Consider the following 14,729-nt stretch of genomic DNA (forward strand, 5'->3'; position numbering starts at 1 on the left):
CAAGGCGGCGCGTTCAGATTTTCCAGTTGAGGGTCAGCCAGGGGACGTACGCTACGGCGTCGGGGCGATTGTCGCGGAAGGTCTGCTGGCGCATGAAAAGCAGCTGGGCGTCGAGCTTTTTGGCAAGCGGCTGACGCAGGCCGATCTGCTGGCGCATGACCGCGAGCCCGGTCTTGTCGCTGGGACGGGCGCGGTTCAGGTGGAAGAAAAATTCGGTGCCGGCGATCAGGGTCGGCGCTTTGGGCGAGCCGAGTGGAATAGCGGCTTGAAGCCGCTGGCGCAGGCGCCAGCTTGCGCGATCGGCGGTGTCGAAGAAGCGCTGCTCCATCCGTGTGCGGGCAAGGAAGACGCCGCGGGTGAAGGTGGCTTGCTGGAACAGGCGTAGTTCCTGTTCCGGGCCGGAGTGGAAGAAGGAAAAACCGCCGCCGATCTGGACTCCCTTTGCGATGCGATGATCGAGCAGGACGCGGGCGGTCTGCTGGTCGCCGTTCGAACTGTCGCGGCGGAAGCGTTGGCTGACGTCGAGCGAAACGGTGTCAGCGGGGGTTGCGGCTATGGTGAGGGACTGGGTGACCCAAGCCTGCGTTTCCTCGGTTTCCGCGGCGGCGGGCATGGCGGCTGTTGCGGCCGATAGGGCGAGCGCGCCCGGGATGTGGCGTGGGCGCAGGAAGCGGGGCATGGATGGGTCCTTTGGAAAGGTGCCGCCGTCATAATGTTGCGAAGCTGTTTCCGTAAAGCCTGGGCGCTGGCAATAATGGCTTATCGGGACATCAGCGGCTAAAGGGGTGGCGATTCGCACATCCCGCCCGGAGCTATTCCCATGAAGTTCTTCGTCGATACCGCCGACACCAACGAAATCCGCGACCTGGCCGCCACCGGCCTGCTGGACGGCGTCACCACCAACCCGTCGCTGATCCACAAGTCGGGGCGCAAGTTCATGGAAGTGGTGGAAGAAATCTGCGGCATCGTCGACGGCCCGGTGTCGGCCGAGGTCGTCGCGCTCGACCATGAGACGATGATGAAGGAAGCCGAAGTGCTGCGGAAGATCGCGGACAATGTCTGCATCAAGGTGCCGCTGACCATCGATGGCCTCAAGACCTGCAAGGCGCTGACCAGCGAAGGCACGATGGTCAATGTGACGCTCTGCTTTTCGGCCAATCAGGCGCTGTTGGCTGCCAAGGCGGGCGCGAGCTTCATCTCGCCCTTCGTCGGGCGGCACGATGACAATGGCTTCGATGGCATGAAGCTGATCGAAGATATTCGCCTGATCTACGACAATTATGCGTTCGACACCGAAATCCTGGTGGCGAGTGTACGGCACCCGATCCATGTGCTGGAAAGCGCGAAGATCGGCGCAGATGTGATGACGGCGCCGCCTTCGGTGATCAAGGCGCTGTTCAACCATGTGCTGACTGAAAAGGGCATCGCGGGCTTCCTGGCGGATTGGGAGAAGACCGGGCAGTCGGTTCTCTGAGCCATTGACGGGGGAGGAGAGTTCGATCTCTTTTCCTGTCGCAACCTCTGGCCGCGCGCGTCATTCTTTCCATAAAGGAGAGAGGCCATGTTCGTCGCGGTCTATTGGTGGCGGGTCCATCCGGGGAAGGAAGAGCAGTTCCGCGCGGCGTGGCGGCGTGGGACTGATCTGATCCGCGAGAAATATGGGAGTTACGGGTCCCGTCTGCATCGCGATGCGGAGGGGCGCTTCGTCGGCTATGCGGAGTGGCCGGACGAAGAGACGTGGCGCGCCGCGTTCGACCAGAAGATGGTCTATGATGAACCGGAAACGCGCGCCGCCTTTGTCGATGCAATCGCCGAAGTGCCGCCGGATGCGGACCCGATCTTCACGATGACAGTGACGGACGACCTGCTGATGCGGGGGCGGCCGTTCGACAGCGCGCTCGATGGCGAATAGGGATGGCCCGGACTGGGGCTTTGGCTTCCTGGCCTTCACGATACTGATCGCGGGGCTCATCATGTTGATGATGGGCTGGCGCCTGTGACGTGGCGAAAGCAGGTGGCGACCCCGACAGGATTCGAACCTGTGACCATTCGCTTAGAAGGCGAATGCTCTATCCAGCTGAGCTACGGGGCCGCACTGGCGCTTCGATAGCGGGGCTTGCGGGCGCGCGCAATCATGCGCGGCATTGCATTTGCGCGCCGGGCGGATATGCAAGTGGCCATGACCGATATGGGGGTTCGGAAAATCGATGCCGCGGCGCTTTCTGAGCGGCCAATGCGCTATTTCGATTTCTTCATCGCAGCGTTCGTCGCGATCCTGCTGCTGTCCAACCTGATCGGCGCGGCGAAGCTTTCGACGCTGTTCGGCTTCACCTTTGGCGCGGGCATCCTGTTTTTTCCGCTGGGCTATGTGCTTGGGGACGTACTGACCGAGGTCTATGGCTATGCGCGCGCGCGGCGCTGCGTGTGGGCCGGCTTTGGCGCGATGCTGTTCATGGCGCTGATGAGCTGGGTGGTGGTGAAGCTGCCCCCGGCGGAAGGCTGGCCCGATCAGAAAGCCTATGAGGCTGTGTTCGGCAGCACCTGGCGGATCGTCTTCGCTTCGCTCGCCGCCTTCTGGGCGGGGGAGTTCGCCAACAGCTTCGTGCTGGCGAAGATGAAGCTGCTGACACAAGGCAAGCATCTATGGATGCGGACGATCGGATCGACAGTCGTTGGGCAGGGGGTGGACAGCCTGCTGTTCTATCCGCTTGCTTTCTACGGCACCTGGACCACGGATCAGGTGCTGACGGTGATGGTCACGAACTGGATGCTGAAGGTTCTGTGGGAAGCGGTGCTGACGCCGGTGACCTATATGGTGGTCAATGGGCTGAAGCGCGCCGAGGGGCTGGATGTGTATGATGAGCATACCGACTTCACGCCGTTCCGGACGCGGCTCTAGGATTTGAGATCCCAGCTTTCGCTGGGATGACGAGAGCTTTAATAGGTGGCTCGCACGAAATAGAGGCCGTCAGGCGGGGCGTTCAGGCCCAGCGCGGCGCGGTTCTTGGCGTCTCGGGCGGCGCGCATGTCGTCGATCGACCAGCGGCCCATGCCGACCAAAGCGAGGCAGCCTACCATCGAGCGGACCTGATGATGGAGGAAGGAGCGCGCTTCGGCATGGATGGCGATGCGGTCGCCCTGGCGCTCAACATCCAGCCGGTCGAGTGACTTCAGCGGGCTTTCGGCCTGGCAATGGGCGGAGCGGAAAGTGGTGAAGTCATGGCGGCCGACGAGGAGTTGCGCCGCTTCCTGCATGGCGTCCATGTCGAGCGGCTGGATGACGCGCCATAGGAGGCCGCTCTCCAGCGTCAGCGGGGCGCGGCGGTTGGCTATGCGGTAGATATAGGCGCGGCCGATGCAGGAGAAGCGGGCGTGCCAGTCGTCGGGTACGACCTCGCAGGCGAGGATGGCGACCGGATGCGGGCGCAGGCGGGCGTTCATCGCTTCCATCAGGCGGAAGGGCGTGAGTGGCTTTTCTATATCTGCGTGCGCGCGCATGGCGAGGCCGTGGACGCCCGCGTCGGTGCGGCCAGCCGCGTGGATCACGGCCTGTTCGCCGGTGATGGCGTGGATGGCGTCTTCCAAGGCTTGCTGGACGCTGGGGCCGTGCGCCTGGCGCTGCCAACCCATGAAGGGGCGGCCGTCAAATTCTACGGTGAAAGCGAAGCGGGTCATTGGAGCAAGCCGTGTGAGCGGAAGTGTTTCTCGACTTCGCTCGAAACGAACGGGTGACGGGTGAAGAGGCTGGGGTTCAGGCTCGCTGCGCTCGCACCCACCCCAACCCCTCCCTTGAAAGGGAGGGGCTTGATATGGGGGCTAATCATCAACGCGACTGCCCGCTGGCATGTCGTAACCGCGCAGCAGTTCGCCCGGCGACATCGCGCCCTTGCCTGCGCGCTGGATGAGGGTGGGGCGGATGGCGCCATGGCCGCAGCCGATGAGCAGGCTGTTGTCGAGCAATTCGCCCGGCGTGCCGTCATGCTCCTCCACATGGGCGGCGAGGATGCGGAAGCGTTCGCCGCGATATTCGAAGAAAGCGCCGGGGAAGGGATTGAAGGCGCGGACCTGCCGCTCGATCTGGTGCGCGTCGCGGGAGAAGTCGATGCGGGATTCGGCCTTGTCGATCTTCGACGCATAGGTGACGCCTTCTTCGGGCTGAGGCACGCGAGGATGCGCGGTAAGATCGTCCAGCACTTCAACCATCAGCTCCGCTCCCGCCAGCGCCAGTTCCTCGGTCAGCGCGCCTGCGGTCTTGTCTTCGATCGGCGTGACGTGCTTTGCGCGCATCGGGCCGGTGTCGAGCCCGGCTTCCATGTCCATGATGGTGACGCCGGTGACATTGTCGCCCGCCAGGATGGCGCGCTGGATCGGTGCTGCCCCACGCCAGCGCGGTAGGAGGGAGGCGTGGATGTTCAGACAACCAAAGCGCGGCGCTTCCAATATGGGCAGGGGAAGGATCAGGCCATAGGCGGCGACTACCGCTACATCGGGCTTGAGCGCGGCGAAGGCGGCCTGCACCTCGGCGTCCTTCAGGGAGAGCGGGATGCGCACTTCGATGCCCATCTTTTCGGCCTGGCTGTGCACGGGGGAGGGGCGCAGCGCCTTGCCGCGTCCGGCCGGGCGGGGCGGCTGGCTGTAGACCGCCGCGATCTCATGGCCCGCCTTGGCCAGCGCGGTGAGCGCGGGGACGGCGAAATCAGGGGTTCCCATATAGATGATGCGCATGGCGGGCCTTTTATTGGGTTCCGGCACCGGCCCGCTCCCCCACCCGGCCACCCATATGATGCTGCCGTTGGGTGGCCGGGTGGGGGAGCGGGCAGGCGCCGCATCCGAAATACGCTTGAGGCGCATTTCCAAGGACGTCTCTCAACTCTTTTGACCCCGGACTTGCAAGCCCCTATCTCGGTTCCATGGCTTCTCCCGAGATCGAAGCGCTGACGCAGGCGCTGTCCCGCCTGCCCGGCCTTGGCCCGCGTTCCGCGCGGCGCGCTGTGCTGCATCTGCTCAAGAAGCGCGAAAGTGCGCTGGAGCCGCTGTTGCGCGCATTGGACGCGGTGAATGACCGGCTCGTGACCTGCGGTATATGCGGAAATGTCGATACGGTCGATCCTTGCGGCATCTGCGCCGATCCACGGCGGGACGCGCGGGCGCTGTGCGTTGTTGAGGATGTCGCGGACCTGTGGGCGCTCGACAAGTCGCGGCTTTTCCCGGGGCGCTTCCACGTGCTGGGCGGCCGCTTGTCGGCGCTGGAAGGGGTGCGGCCGGAGGACCTTTCCATCGACGGACTGGTGGCGCGGGTCGAGGCGGGCGGCATCGACGAGGTGGTGCTGGCGATGAACGCGACGCTGGAGGGGCAGACGACCGCGCATTATCTGGCCGAGCGGCTGGAGCGCTTTCCAGTGCGGCTGACGCAGCTGGCCCATGGGGTGCCGGTCGGGGGCGAGTTGGACTATCTGGACGAGGGCACCTTGGCGCAGGCATTGCGCGCGCGCCGTCCGGTCGCTTGAAAAAGCCCGTCGTTGCGGCTATTTTAACCACATGGCCATTCTTCCTATCCTGGAGGCGCCCGATCCGCGCCTGCGTACGATTTCGTCTCCGGTGGAGGCGATCGATGACGATCTGCAGCGTCTGATCGATGACATGTTCGAGACCATGTATGACGCGCCGGGCATTGGGCTGGCGGCGATTCAGGTCGGCGTGCCCAAGCGCGTATTGGTAATCGACCTGCAGGAACCCGAATCGGATGAAGAGGGCGCGCCAGCGGTCAAGAAGCCGATGGTGTTCATCAATCCCGAGATTCTCGAAACGTCCGAGGACCTGTCCGTCTATAATGAGGGCTGCCTGTCGGTGCCCGAACAGTTCGCCGAAGTGGAGCGTCCCGCGACCATCCGCGCCAGCTGGATGGATCGCGATGGGCGTATTCATGAGGAACGGCTTGAGGGCCTGCTCGCGACCTGCCTGCAGCATGAGATGGACCATCTGCAGGGCGTGCTGTTCGTCGATCACCTGTCGCGGTTGAAGCGGGACATGCTGCTCAAGAAGCTGAGCAAGGCGCGCAAGGCGGCCTGACTGAAACTACGATATCGCATGACATGCCCTGGCCGAAAGGCTGGGGCATTTCTGTTTGGAGCGGGGCCATTATCCTGGATCAGTCATTGGTCGCGCGGGAGGAACCCTCACCGAACGGGGCGGTTGCCGTGGGATCGGGCACGAACCACGGGACGCCAAGCCATGTCGATTCACAAGATGATCGCTCTTCACCCTGATGTCGCCGGGCAGCTGAACGAGCAGCTCGCCAACGCGGCGCGCCACGCCATGTTCTGCAGCCTGATGTGCACATCCTGTGCGGATGCCTGCGCCGCCGAGCAGATGGATATGCGGCAGTGCATCCGCAGTTGCATGGATTGTGCGGACATCTGTGCCGCCACGGCGAAGGTCGCAACGCGCAGGACCGCACACAATGTCGAGGTTCTGCGGGCCACGCTCGAACTATGCGCCCGGACTTGTGAATTATGCGCTGAAGAATGTGCGCGTCACGAGCATGAGCATTGCAAGCTATGCGCGGACATGTGCCGGGAATGCGCGCAGGATTGCACGACCGCAGTACCGACGGTGCAATAACATGAGGAGAGTGTGTTGCGCGACAATAGCGGTAAGGGCAAAGGCGAAAACAACCTGCGTGACCCCACGCTTAGGGAGCATGAGGGCAAGGGCCACCATGAACCCCAGCCCGCACCGGGGGATGAGGCACAGATCGGCGGGAATGTTCGCCAGCGGGGTGAAGATCCGTCGCCAGATAACCGCAAGAGAGGCGAAACGTCCGGTGCGGACAAGGCACCGCCGGTGGATCGTTGAGGCGACGCGTCAGCCCACCCCATCCGTATCCAGCGCATAGCCCGCAGATCGGACCGTGCGGATGATGTCGCGATATTTGCCGTCCGCGTTGATCGCCTTGCGCAGGCGGCGGATGTGGACGTCGACCGTGCGCAGTTCGATGTCGCTGTCCTGCCCCCACACGCTGTCCAGCAGCCGTTCGCGGGAGAAGACCCAGCCGGGATGCTCCAGGAAATGCTTGAGCAGGCGGAACTCGGTCGGGCCGAGCGGGATCACCTGACCGCCGCGCCGGACCTTGTGCCCAACCGTATCCATTTCCACGTCGGCGAAGGTCAATGTCTCACCGGCGAGGGCCGGGCGCACGCGGCGCAGGACTGCGCCGACGCGGGCGACCAGTTCGCGGGGGGAGAAAGGCTTTGTGACATAATCGTCCGCGCCCGTTTCCAGGCCGCGCACCCGATCTTCCTCTTCACCACGAGCGGTGAGCATGATGATCGGGATATTGGCCGTGCCATTCATGCGGCGCAGGCGGCGACAGACTTCGATGCCGGACAGGCTTTCCACCATCCAGTCGAGCAGGACGATATCGGGAACATTTTCCTGTGCCAGGAGCAGAGCCTCCTCACCATCGACGGTGTGGGCGACCTCGAAATCCTCGCGCTTGAAGTGCCAGATGAGAAGTTCTGCGAGCGCCGCGTCATCTTCGACCAGAAGCATCTTGGCTCTCGCCATAATCAGTTCTCCAGGGGCTGGGTGCCGCCGCGTTCGCGCTCCGGAGCCATCTGGCCGGTCGCGGCGTAATAGACCATCTCGGCCACGTTGGTGGCGTGGTCGCCGATCCGTTCGATATTCTTGGCAATGAAGAGCAGGTGCGCGCACTCGCTGATGGTCTTGGGATTTTCGACCATGTAGGTGACGAGGCTGCGGAAGACGCTGTTGTAGAAATCGTCCACCACCGTGTCGCGCTCGATCACTGCGGTGGCGAGATCGGCATCGCGGGCGGCGAAGGCGTTGAGGGCGTCATGCACCATTTCCGCGGCAACCTGACCCATGGAGGGCAGGAGCGAGACCGGCTCCAGCGTGCGCTGGTTGGCGGCGATCAACGGCACGCGCTTGGCGATGTTCTTGGCATAGTCGCCGATGCGCTCGACCACGCCGACGATCTTGAGCGCGGCGATGACATCGCGAAGGTCGTTGGCCATGGGCGCGCGCAGGGCGATGACCTGGATCACCAGCTTTTCGACTTCCGCCTCGATCGCGTCGATGCGCTTGTCGTCGGCGACGACCTGGGCCGCGAGCGACTTGTCCTGACGCTGCAGGGCCAGCATCGCATTTTCGATGGCGGCTTCCGCGCGCCCGCCCATTTCGGCGATGAGGCCGCGCAGCTTGTCGATTTCTTCGTCGAACGCCTTGATCGTATGTTCAGCCATGTCTCGTCTCCCCCGGTTCAGCCGTAGCGTCCGGTGATATAGTCCTTGGTCCGCTCCTGGCGGGGATTGGTGAAGATGTCCGATGTCACGCCATATTCGACCAGTTCGCCGAGGTGGAAGAAGGCGGTGCGCTGCGACACGCGGGCGGCCTGCTGCATATTGTGGGTGACGATGACGATCGCGTAGCGCCCGCGCAATTCGTGGATCAGTTCCTCGATCTTTGCAGTGGCGATCGGGTCGAGCGCCGAGCAGGGCTCGTCCATCAGGATCACTTCCGGTTCGACCGCGATGGCGCGTCCGATGCAGAGGCGCTGCTGCTGACCGCCCGAAAGCGCGGTGCCGCTGTCGTGCAGGCGGTCCTTGACCTCGTCCCAGAGACCTGCGCGGCGCAGCGACTTTTCGACGATGACGTCCAGGTCAGCCTTGCCATGGGCCAGGCCGTGAATGCGCGGGCCGTAGGCGATGTTCTCGTAGATCGACTTGGGGAAGGGGTTGGGCTTCTGGAAGACCATGCCGACCCGGGCGCGCAGCTGCACGACGTCCATGCTGGCGGCGTAGATATCTTCGCCATCCAATGTGATCGTGCCTTCGACCCGCGCCGAAGCGACGGTGTCGTTCATGCGATTGAGCGTGCGCAGGAAGGTCGACTTGCCGCAGCCCGAGGGGCCGATGAAGGCAGTGACATTGTCCATATCGACGTCGATGGAGACGCCCTTGATCGCCTGCTTTTCGCCATAGAAGACCTTCACATCGCGCGCGGTCATCTTGGTTTGGGTGGCTGGCACCAGGGTTTGCGGTTCGTGCATCATTGTTACCACCGTTTTTCGAACTTGTTACGCAGGTAGATGGCGAGGCCGTTCATCGCGAGCAGGAAGACCAGCAGGACGATGATGGCGGCGGAGGTCTTTTCGACGAAGCCCTTCGAGACTTCGTCGGACCAGAGGAATATCTGCACCGGCAGCACGGTCGCAGGGTCAGTGATCCCGCCCGGCGGCGTCGCGATGAAGGCGCGCATGCCGATCATGAGCAGCGGGGCCGTCTCGCCAAGCGCGCGGGCCATGCCGATTATCGTGCCGGTGAGGATGCCGGGCAGCGCGAGCGGCAGAACATGGTGGAACACCACCTGAACCGGGCTTGCCCCGATGCCGAGCGCCGCGTCGCGGATGCTGGGCGGCACCGACTTGATCGCATTACGTCCCGCGATGACGATGACGGGCATGGTCATGAGCGCCAGCGTCATGCCGCCGACCAATGCGGCGGAGCGCGGCAGGTGCAGGAAATTGAGGAAGATCGACAGCCCCAGCAGGCCGAAGATGATCGACGGGACCGCGGCAAGATTGTTGATAGACACTTCAATGATGTCGGTCAGCCAGTTCTTGCGCGCATATTCCTCCAGATAGAGGGCGGTCGCGACGCCGATCGGGAAGCTCAATGCCAGCGTCACCAGCATGGTCAGCAGCGACCCTTTGAACGCGCCCCAGATGCCGACCTGCGTCGGATCGGTGCCGTCGCTGGCCGACAGAAAGTTCCAGTTGATGCCGGTCGAGAGCAGGCCAGCCTTATTGAGACGATCCACGGCCGTTTCCGCTTCGGGCGAGCCATTGCCCTTCGCGGCAAGATCGATTCCGGTGGAGGCGGGCAGGGCGATCGTTTCCGTGCGGGAGAGGATTTTGGGGTCCGCCTTGATCCGGTCGCGCAGGACAGTCCAGGCGGTGGGCGATACCCATTCCTCCGCGTCCGCGCCCAGCGCCTTCTTCACCACCTCGCCCGTCACCATCGGCAGGTTGGCGTTGGACAGCGACTGGTCGGTGATGGCGTTGGGGTCGAGCAGCAGCGGCGAGGCGGGGAAGTCGATCTTCACCGCGATTTCCGTGCGGGTGAAGCCGCGCAGGCCATTGCCTAGCATGGTAAAGAGCAGGAAGGCGAGGAATGCGGCGGACAGCATCACGGCAAAGAGGCCGGCCAGCTTGAAGCGGCGCTCGGCCGCATAGCGGCGGGCGATCCGCTTGCGCATTGCGTCCGACTTCCAGTCGGTGGGGAGGCGCTTCACGCTCATTATTCGTAAGCCTCGCGATATTTCTTCACGACCCGCAGGGCCACGATGTTGAGCAGCAGGGTGACGATGAAGAGCACAAGGCCGAGCGCGAAGGCCGCAAGCGTCTTGGCGCTGTCAAATTCCTGGTCCCCGGTCAGCAGCTGGACGATCTGGGTCGTGACAGTCGTGACGCTGGCGAACGGGTTCAAGGTGAGGTTGGCGGACAAGCCCGCCGCCATCACCACGATCATCGTTTCGCCGATGGCGCGGCTGACGGCCAGCAGCACGCCGCCGACGACGCCGGGCAGCGCCGCGGGGATCAGCACCTTGCGGATCGTCTCGCTGGTCGTCGCGCCCATGGCGAGGCTGCCGTCGCGCATCGATTGCGGAACGGCGGCGATGCTGTCGTCGGCCATGGAGGACACGAAGGGGATGATCATCACGCCCATTACGAGGCCCGCTGCCAGTGCGCTTTCCGAGCTTGCACTGTGGATGCCGATGCTGACGGCGAAATCGCGGAGCGCAGGGGCGATGGTGAGCGCGGCGAAATAGCCGTACACCACGGTCGGCACGCCAGCCAGAACCTCCAGGATAGGCTTCATCCACTTACGAACCCGGGGCTGCGCATATTGGGTGAGATAGATCGCGCTCATGAGGCCGAGAGGGATCGCGACGATCATGGCGATGATCGCGCCGATGAAGATCGTGCCCCAGAAGAGCGGCACTGCACCGAACGCATCGTCATTGCCATAGCCGAGCGCAGCCGACTGCGGGCTCCATTTGGTGCCGAAGAGGAAGTCGATCGGGCTGACCATGGAGAAGAAGCGGAAGCTTTCCCACAGCAGCGATGCGACGATGCCCAGCGTCGTGATGATCGCCAGCAGCGAAGCGATCAGCAGCGCCGCCATGACAAGCCGTTCGACCCGCGTGCGAGCCCGGAAGTCAGGACGCACGCGGGTGAAGGCATAGGCGCCACCGGCAAAGGCGAGGGCCAGCGCAAGGGCCGCGCCAGCCATTCCATATTTGCCGAGAGCGTTTTTATAAGGTTCGACAAGGCCCTGCGAAAGCGGGTTGAACGCCCCGGCTTGCTGGCCCGTCGCGATCGCCCGCGCCTCACCCAGGATGGCGGAGCGGGAGAAGGCGTCGGCGGGCAGGCTCTGCGCTGCCGGGCTGCTCAGCACATCCTGAGTGACGAGGCCGGGGGCGACATTCGCCCAGACCGCCAGGAAGATGGCGGCAGGGATGAGCGTCCACAGCGCGACATACCAGCCGTGATATCCGGGCAGGCTGTGGACGGCGTCGCGGCGGCCGGACGCCCGGGCTGCGGTTTGCAGCCGCAGCGCACGGGCGCGGGCGCTGACCCAGGCGATCGCGCCAAGGCCCGCCAGCAGCAGGAAGATTGCAGGACCTGTCATCTGTCTTTCTTATTTCAGCTGCGAACCGTCGAGAACGGCCAGCGACTTCACCGTTTCGGCGCTCGCCTTCCGGACATCGTCAGGCGCCGCGACCATGCCGCGCTTGGTCAGCGCGCCATTGGGGTTCCAGTTGGCCGCGAAGCTATTCAGATAAGCCTGAAGACCGGGGATCGCGGTCATGTGCGCCTTCTTCACATAGATGTAGAGCGGGCGCGCGCCGGGATATTTGCCCGTGGAAACGGTTTCGTAGGTCGCTTCGACGCCGTTGATCGAGACGTCCTTCAGCGTATCCTTATTCTCTTCCAAATAGCTGAAGCCGAACACGCCCAACGCGTTGGGGTTTGCCGCCAGTTTCTGGACGATCAGATTGTCATTTTCGCCCGAGTCCACATATTTGCCGTCCTCGCGGATGCGGGTGCAGGTGGCCTTGAACTCGTCCTCGCTCTTCTTCTTGAGCTCTTCCATCGCCGGATCGGTTTCGCAGCCCTTGGTCAGGATCAGCTCAGCAAGAGAGTCGCGCGTGCCGCTGGTGGACGGCGGGCCAAAGACGCTGATCGGCGTGGCGGGCAGGCTGGGATCAACGTCTTTCCAGGTCTGAGCTTTGTTCGGTCCCTTGCCATAGGGGTTGGCGGCCAGCGCTTCATAGACGATCTTGGGCGTCAGCTTGAAGCCGGGGCCCTTGTTCGATTCGGCGAAGGCAAGGCCATCGACGCCGACCTGGATTTCGACGATGTCCTTGACGCCATTCTTCTGGCAGTCCTCGAATTCCTTCTTCTTCATGCGGCGCGAGGCATTTTCGATGTCGGGATATTGGGCGCCGACGCCCGCGCAGAACAGCTTCATGCCGCCGCCAGTGCCGGTCGATTCGATGATCGGCGACTTCATGCCGGGATTACCCTGCACGAACATTTCCGCGATGGCAGTGGCGAAGGGATAGACGGTGGAGGAGCCGACCGCGCGGATTTGGTCACGGGTGCCGCCGGCCGAACCGCCGGACTGGTCACCGCATCCGGCGAGAGTGAGCGCAGCCGCGGCGGTCGCGGCGAGCAAGGCGAAATGCTTCACGGGGTAATCTCCTTTGTCAAAAGGCCGCGATTCGCAGTCGCCGCCCCCCTCTGGGCACGCGCCGTAGCCGCGGTACGTCGCGCCTTTGTGACAATCCAATTGCACTTTTATGACATAGCGGGCTGGAGCCATAGCCAAGGCGCAAATTTTTATTCAATGCTTTGAGGCGACGGCCTTTTCTTCAGCAGGCATCGGCGGCAGCAAAACCGTGATGCTCGTGCCCTTGCCTAATGTGCTGGCGATATCGAGCCGGCCACGATGCCGTTCCACGATATGCTTGACGATGGCGAGGCCGAGTCCGGTGCCGCCAATGGCTCGGCTGCGGCCCGAATCCACACGGTAGAAGCGTTCTGTCAGGCGCGGCAGGTGATCCGGCCCGATGCCTTCGCCTTCATCGGCGACGCTGAGCCGGGTCATGCCGCTTGGTCCTTCGGTCAGGGTGACGCGGATCGGCGTGCCTGCCTTGCCATATTTGACGGAGTTTCCGATCAGATTGTGAAGCAACTGTGAGAGCTGCGCCCGATCGCCGGCCACTGCGGGGAGGCCGGTAGCGATTTCCATCTCTACATCGCGACCGCGATCGCCATGGCTGGTGCGGAAAACGCCGACCACCTCCGCCACCAGCCCGGACAGATCGACGGGACTGTCGGGAATACGATATTTCTCTGCCTCGATGCGCGAGAGAGAGATGAGGTCGTCGATCAGCCGCTGCATGCGGCGGGCCTCGCCGTCCATGATTTTCAGGAAGCGTTGCCGGGTTTCGTCATCCTTGCCGAGATCCGGGTCGGCCAGCGTTTCGATAAAGCCCAATATCCCGGCGAGCGGCGTGCGCAGTTCGTGGCTGGCATTGGCGACGAAATCGACGCGCATCTTTTCGGCGGCATGCGCACCGCTATGGTCGGCGAGGTGGACGAGGCGTCGGACGGAGTCGCCGCTGCCTACTGGCGCGATCCGCATCTGCCAGCGTTGGTCGCGGGTTCCCAGGCCCACCAGTTCCAGCATCACCGGCTCTGCCATCGGGGCGAGGCTGGCCAGCCGTTCCGCAGCAGCGGGGTGGCGGATGGCGATGCGGGCGTCTTCCCCTTCGATATGAGTGCCTAGCAGGCGCTGCGCTGCGCGGTTGGCGCGAATGATCCGTCCGCGCTCGATCAGCATCAGCGGATCGGCGATGCCCTCCAACAGGTCCGGAAAGTCGGGATGGGTCACGATATCGGCCACATCGTCGGCAGGTGACGGCGGGCCTGGCTTGGGCGCAGGCCCTTGCGCCGCGATCAGGAGGACCGCGAATCCCGCAAGGACCGGCAGGGCGATGGCCCAGAGCGCTGCGCCGGTCAGCAACGCGCTGCCAGTCGCCAGAAAAAGCACGGCGAGCGACGCGGTGATCTGCGAAATGGTCAGTCGATTCATGGTTACCGTGCTGGATTATTGGCCGTTTTGCTGCGATGGCTGGCGCAATAGCGTGGATTCTTTACGCTTTGGCAAGGGCGATAGCGGATCAACAGGATATGAGCGAGCAATTGCCAGGAGCGAATGTTTCCGATTCTGCCCCCGTCGACGCGGTGGACGAAAGCAGCTTCGTGCCGTCCCGCCGTCAGCTGCTGATGGGCGGAGCAGTGGCCGCGTCCGCGATCGTGTCCATTCGTCCAGCGCTGGCGAATACGGCTGCGTCCGTACTGAACTGCACCATCCCTGTGCCGGATCAGGGCCGGGCGGGCAATTATGTCGCCCCGAACGGCCAGTTGGTCCCCGCGGGAACGGCCGGCGCTTTCCCGGCGCAGGGCCGCAGCTATACGGGTGAGCAGGTCAAGCAAGCGCTGCGCGGCGGACGGCTGCCCGGCACCAGCTATGAACAGAATCAGGCTTATCTGAACTATATCCGCCGCCTTCAGTCGGGAACGAGCGGCTTTACCTGCTACGCTTCATTGCAAATGCCGCGTTAGGCACCTGCTT

Annotated in this window: 18 protein-coding genes and 1 tRNA gene; 8 read left to right on the top strand and 11 right to left on the bottom strand. The window is 63.6% G+C overall.

Annotated features, from left to right (window positions below; genetic code table 11):
- Window positions 1-13: 13 nt before the first annotated feature.
- Window positions 14-679: a DUF2490 domain-containing protein gene (locus tag ACZ5Y5_RS01490; RefSeq protein ID WP_464809453.1), complete on the bottom strand. Its 666-nt coding sequence runs from the start codon at window positions 677-679 to the stop codon at window positions 14-16.
- Window positions 680-820: 141 nt separating this feature from the next.
- On the opposite strand from ACZ5Y5_RS01490, the gene fsa reads away from it, so the two are divergent.
- Together fsa and ACZ5Y5_RS01500 are read left to right on the top strand one after the other, a co-directional pair.
- The gene (gene fsa / locus ACZ5Y5_RS01495; RefSeq protein ID WP_464777802.1) at window positions 821-1,474 is read left to right on the top strand and encodes a fructose-6-phosphate aldolase; all 654 of its coding nucleotides are present in this window, start codon (window positions 821-823) and stop codon (window positions 1,472-1,474) included.
- An 87-nt stretch (window positions 1,475-1,561) separates the two neighbouring features.
- On the top strand, window positions 1,562-1,912 hold the full coding sequence (locus ACZ5Y5_RS01500; protein ID WP_464809454.1) for an antibiotic biosynthesis monooxygenase family protein: 351 nt from the start codon (window positions 1,562-1,564) through the stop codon (window positions 1,910-1,912).
- A 103-nt stretch (window positions 1,913-2,015) separates the two neighbouring features.
- On the opposite strand, the gene ACZ5Y5_RS01505 is transcribed toward ACZ5Y5_RS01500, so the two are convergent.
- Window positions 2,016-2,092, bottom strand: a tRNA-Arg gene (locus ACZ5Y5_RS01505).
- 87 nt (window positions 2,093-2,179) lie between these two features.
- On the opposite strand from ACZ5Y5_RS01505, the gene ACZ5Y5_RS01510 reads away from it, so the two are divergent.
- Complete coding sequence (locus tag ACZ5Y5_RS01510; RefSeq protein WP_464809455.1) at window positions 2,180-2,899, top strand: queuosine precursor transporter; 720 nt, start codon at window positions 2,180-2,182, stop codon at window positions 2,897-2,899.
- Window positions 2,900-2,937: 38 nt separating this feature from the next.
- Here ACZ5Y5_RS01510 and truA read toward each other — a convergent pair whose 3' ends face one another.
- Together truA and fmt are read right to left on the bottom strand one after the other, a co-directional pair.
- Window positions 2,938-3,675, bottom strand: coding sequence for a tRNA pseudouridine(38-40) synthase TruA (gene truA, locus ACZ5Y5_RS01515; protein WP_464809456.1), 738 nt, complete (start codon window positions 3,673-3,675; stop codon window positions 2,938-2,940).
- A 141-nt stretch (window positions 3,676-3,816) separates the two neighbouring features.
- Complete coding sequence (gene fmt, locus ACZ5Y5_RS01520; RefSeq protein WP_464810440.1) at window positions 3,817-4,725, bottom strand: methionyl-tRNA formyltransferase; 909 nt, start codon at window positions 4,723-4,725, stop codon at window positions 3,817-3,819.
- 185 nt (window positions 4,726-4,910) lie between these two features.
- Between fmt and recR the strand changes: the two genes are divergently transcribed.
- From recR to ACZ5Y5_RS01540, 4 genes are all read left to right on the top strand, one after another.
- Entirely contained in the window at window positions 4,911-5,507 is a 597-nt protein-coding gene (gene recR / locus ACZ5Y5_RS01525) for a recombination mediator RecR (RefSeq protein ID WP_464809457.1), read from the top strand.
- Between the two features lie 31 nt (window positions 5,508-5,538).
- On the top strand, window positions 5,539-6,069 hold the full coding sequence (gene def, locus ACZ5Y5_RS01530; RefSeq protein ID WP_464809458.1) for a peptide deformylase: 531 nt from the start codon (window positions 5,539-5,541) through the stop codon (window positions 6,067-6,069).
- A gap of 162 nt (window positions 6,070-6,231) precedes the next feature.
- Complete coding sequence (locus ACZ5Y5_RS01535; protein WP_464809459.1) at window positions 6,232-6,621, top strand: four-helix bundle copper-binding protein; 390 nt, start codon at window positions 6,232-6,234, stop codon at window positions 6,619-6,621.
- Between the two features lie 15 nt (window positions 6,622-6,636).
- Window positions 6,637-6,855: a hypothetical protein gene (locus ACZ5Y5_RS01540; protein WP_464809460.1), complete on the top strand. Its 219-nt coding sequence runs from the start codon at window positions 6,637-6,639 to the stop codon at window positions 6,853-6,855.
- 9 nt (window positions 6,856-6,864) lie between these two features.
- Here ACZ5Y5_RS01540 and phoB read toward each other — a convergent pair whose 3' ends face one another.
- From phoB to ACZ5Y5_RS01575, 7 genes are all read right to left on the bottom strand, one after another.
- Window positions 6,865-7,566 carry a phosphate regulon transcriptional regulator PhoB gene (gene phoB / locus ACZ5Y5_RS01545; protein WP_464809461.1) on the bottom strand — a complete coding sequence of 234 codons (702 nt, stop codon included), beginning with the start codon at window positions 7,564-7,566 and terminating at the stop codon, window positions 6,865-6,867.
- A 2-nt stretch (window positions 7,567-7,568) separates the two neighbouring features.
- The gene (phoU, locus tag ACZ5Y5_RS01550; protein WP_464809462.1) at window positions 7,569-8,264 is read right to left on the bottom strand and encodes a phosphate signaling complex protein PhoU; all 696 of its coding nucleotides are present in this window, start codon (window positions 8,262-8,264) and stop codon (window positions 7,569-7,571) included.
- Window positions 8,265-8,281: 17 nt separating this feature from the next.
- Window positions 8,282-9,070 carry a phosphate ABC transporter ATP-binding protein PstB gene (pstB, locus tag ACZ5Y5_RS01555; RefSeq protein WP_464809463.1) on the bottom strand — a complete coding sequence of 263 codons (789 nt, stop codon included), beginning with the start codon at window positions 9,068-9,070 and terminating at the stop codon, window positions 8,282-8,284.
- A gap of 5 nt (window positions 9,071-9,075) precedes the next feature.
- A complete protein-coding gene (pstA, locus tag ACZ5Y5_RS01560; RefSeq protein WP_464809464.1) occupies window positions 9,076-10,320 on the bottom strand; it encodes a phosphate ABC transporter permease PstA in 1,245 nt (414 codons plus the stop codon).
- The gene (gene pstC, locus ACZ5Y5_RS01565) at window positions 10,320-11,714 is read right to left on the bottom strand and encodes a phosphate ABC transporter permease subunit PstC (RefSeq protein ID WP_464809465.1); all 1,395 of its coding nucleotides are present in this window, start codon (window positions 11,712-11,714) and stop codon (window positions 10,320-10,322) included. The genes pstA and pstC overlap by 1 nt, the downstream gene beginning before the upstream one ends.
- 9 nt (window positions 11,715-11,723) lie before the next feature.
- Window positions 11,724-12,779, bottom strand: a complete 1,056-nt coding sequence (locus tag ACZ5Y5_RS01570; protein ID WP_464809466.1) for a substrate-binding domain-containing protein — start codon at window positions 12,777-12,779, stop codon at window positions 11,724-11,726.
- Window positions 12,780-12,932: 153 nt separating this feature from the next.
- On the bottom strand, window positions 12,933-14,186 hold the full coding sequence (locus ACZ5Y5_RS01575) for an ATP-binding protein (RefSeq protein ID WP_464809467.1): 1,254 nt from the start codon (window positions 14,184-14,186) through the stop codon (window positions 12,933-12,935).
- Between the two features lie 98 nt (window positions 14,187-14,284).
- Between ACZ5Y5_RS01575 and ACZ5Y5_RS01580 the strand changes: the two genes are divergently transcribed.
- Window positions 14,285-14,719, top strand: a complete 435-nt coding sequence (locus tag ACZ5Y5_RS01580; RefSeq protein WP_464809468.1) for a hypothetical protein — start codon at window positions 14,285-14,287, stop codon at window positions 14,717-14,719.
- The last annotated feature ends 10 nt before the right edge of the window (window positions 14,720-14,729 follow it).

The organism is Sphingobium sp. TomTYG65 (assembly GCF_055395525.1).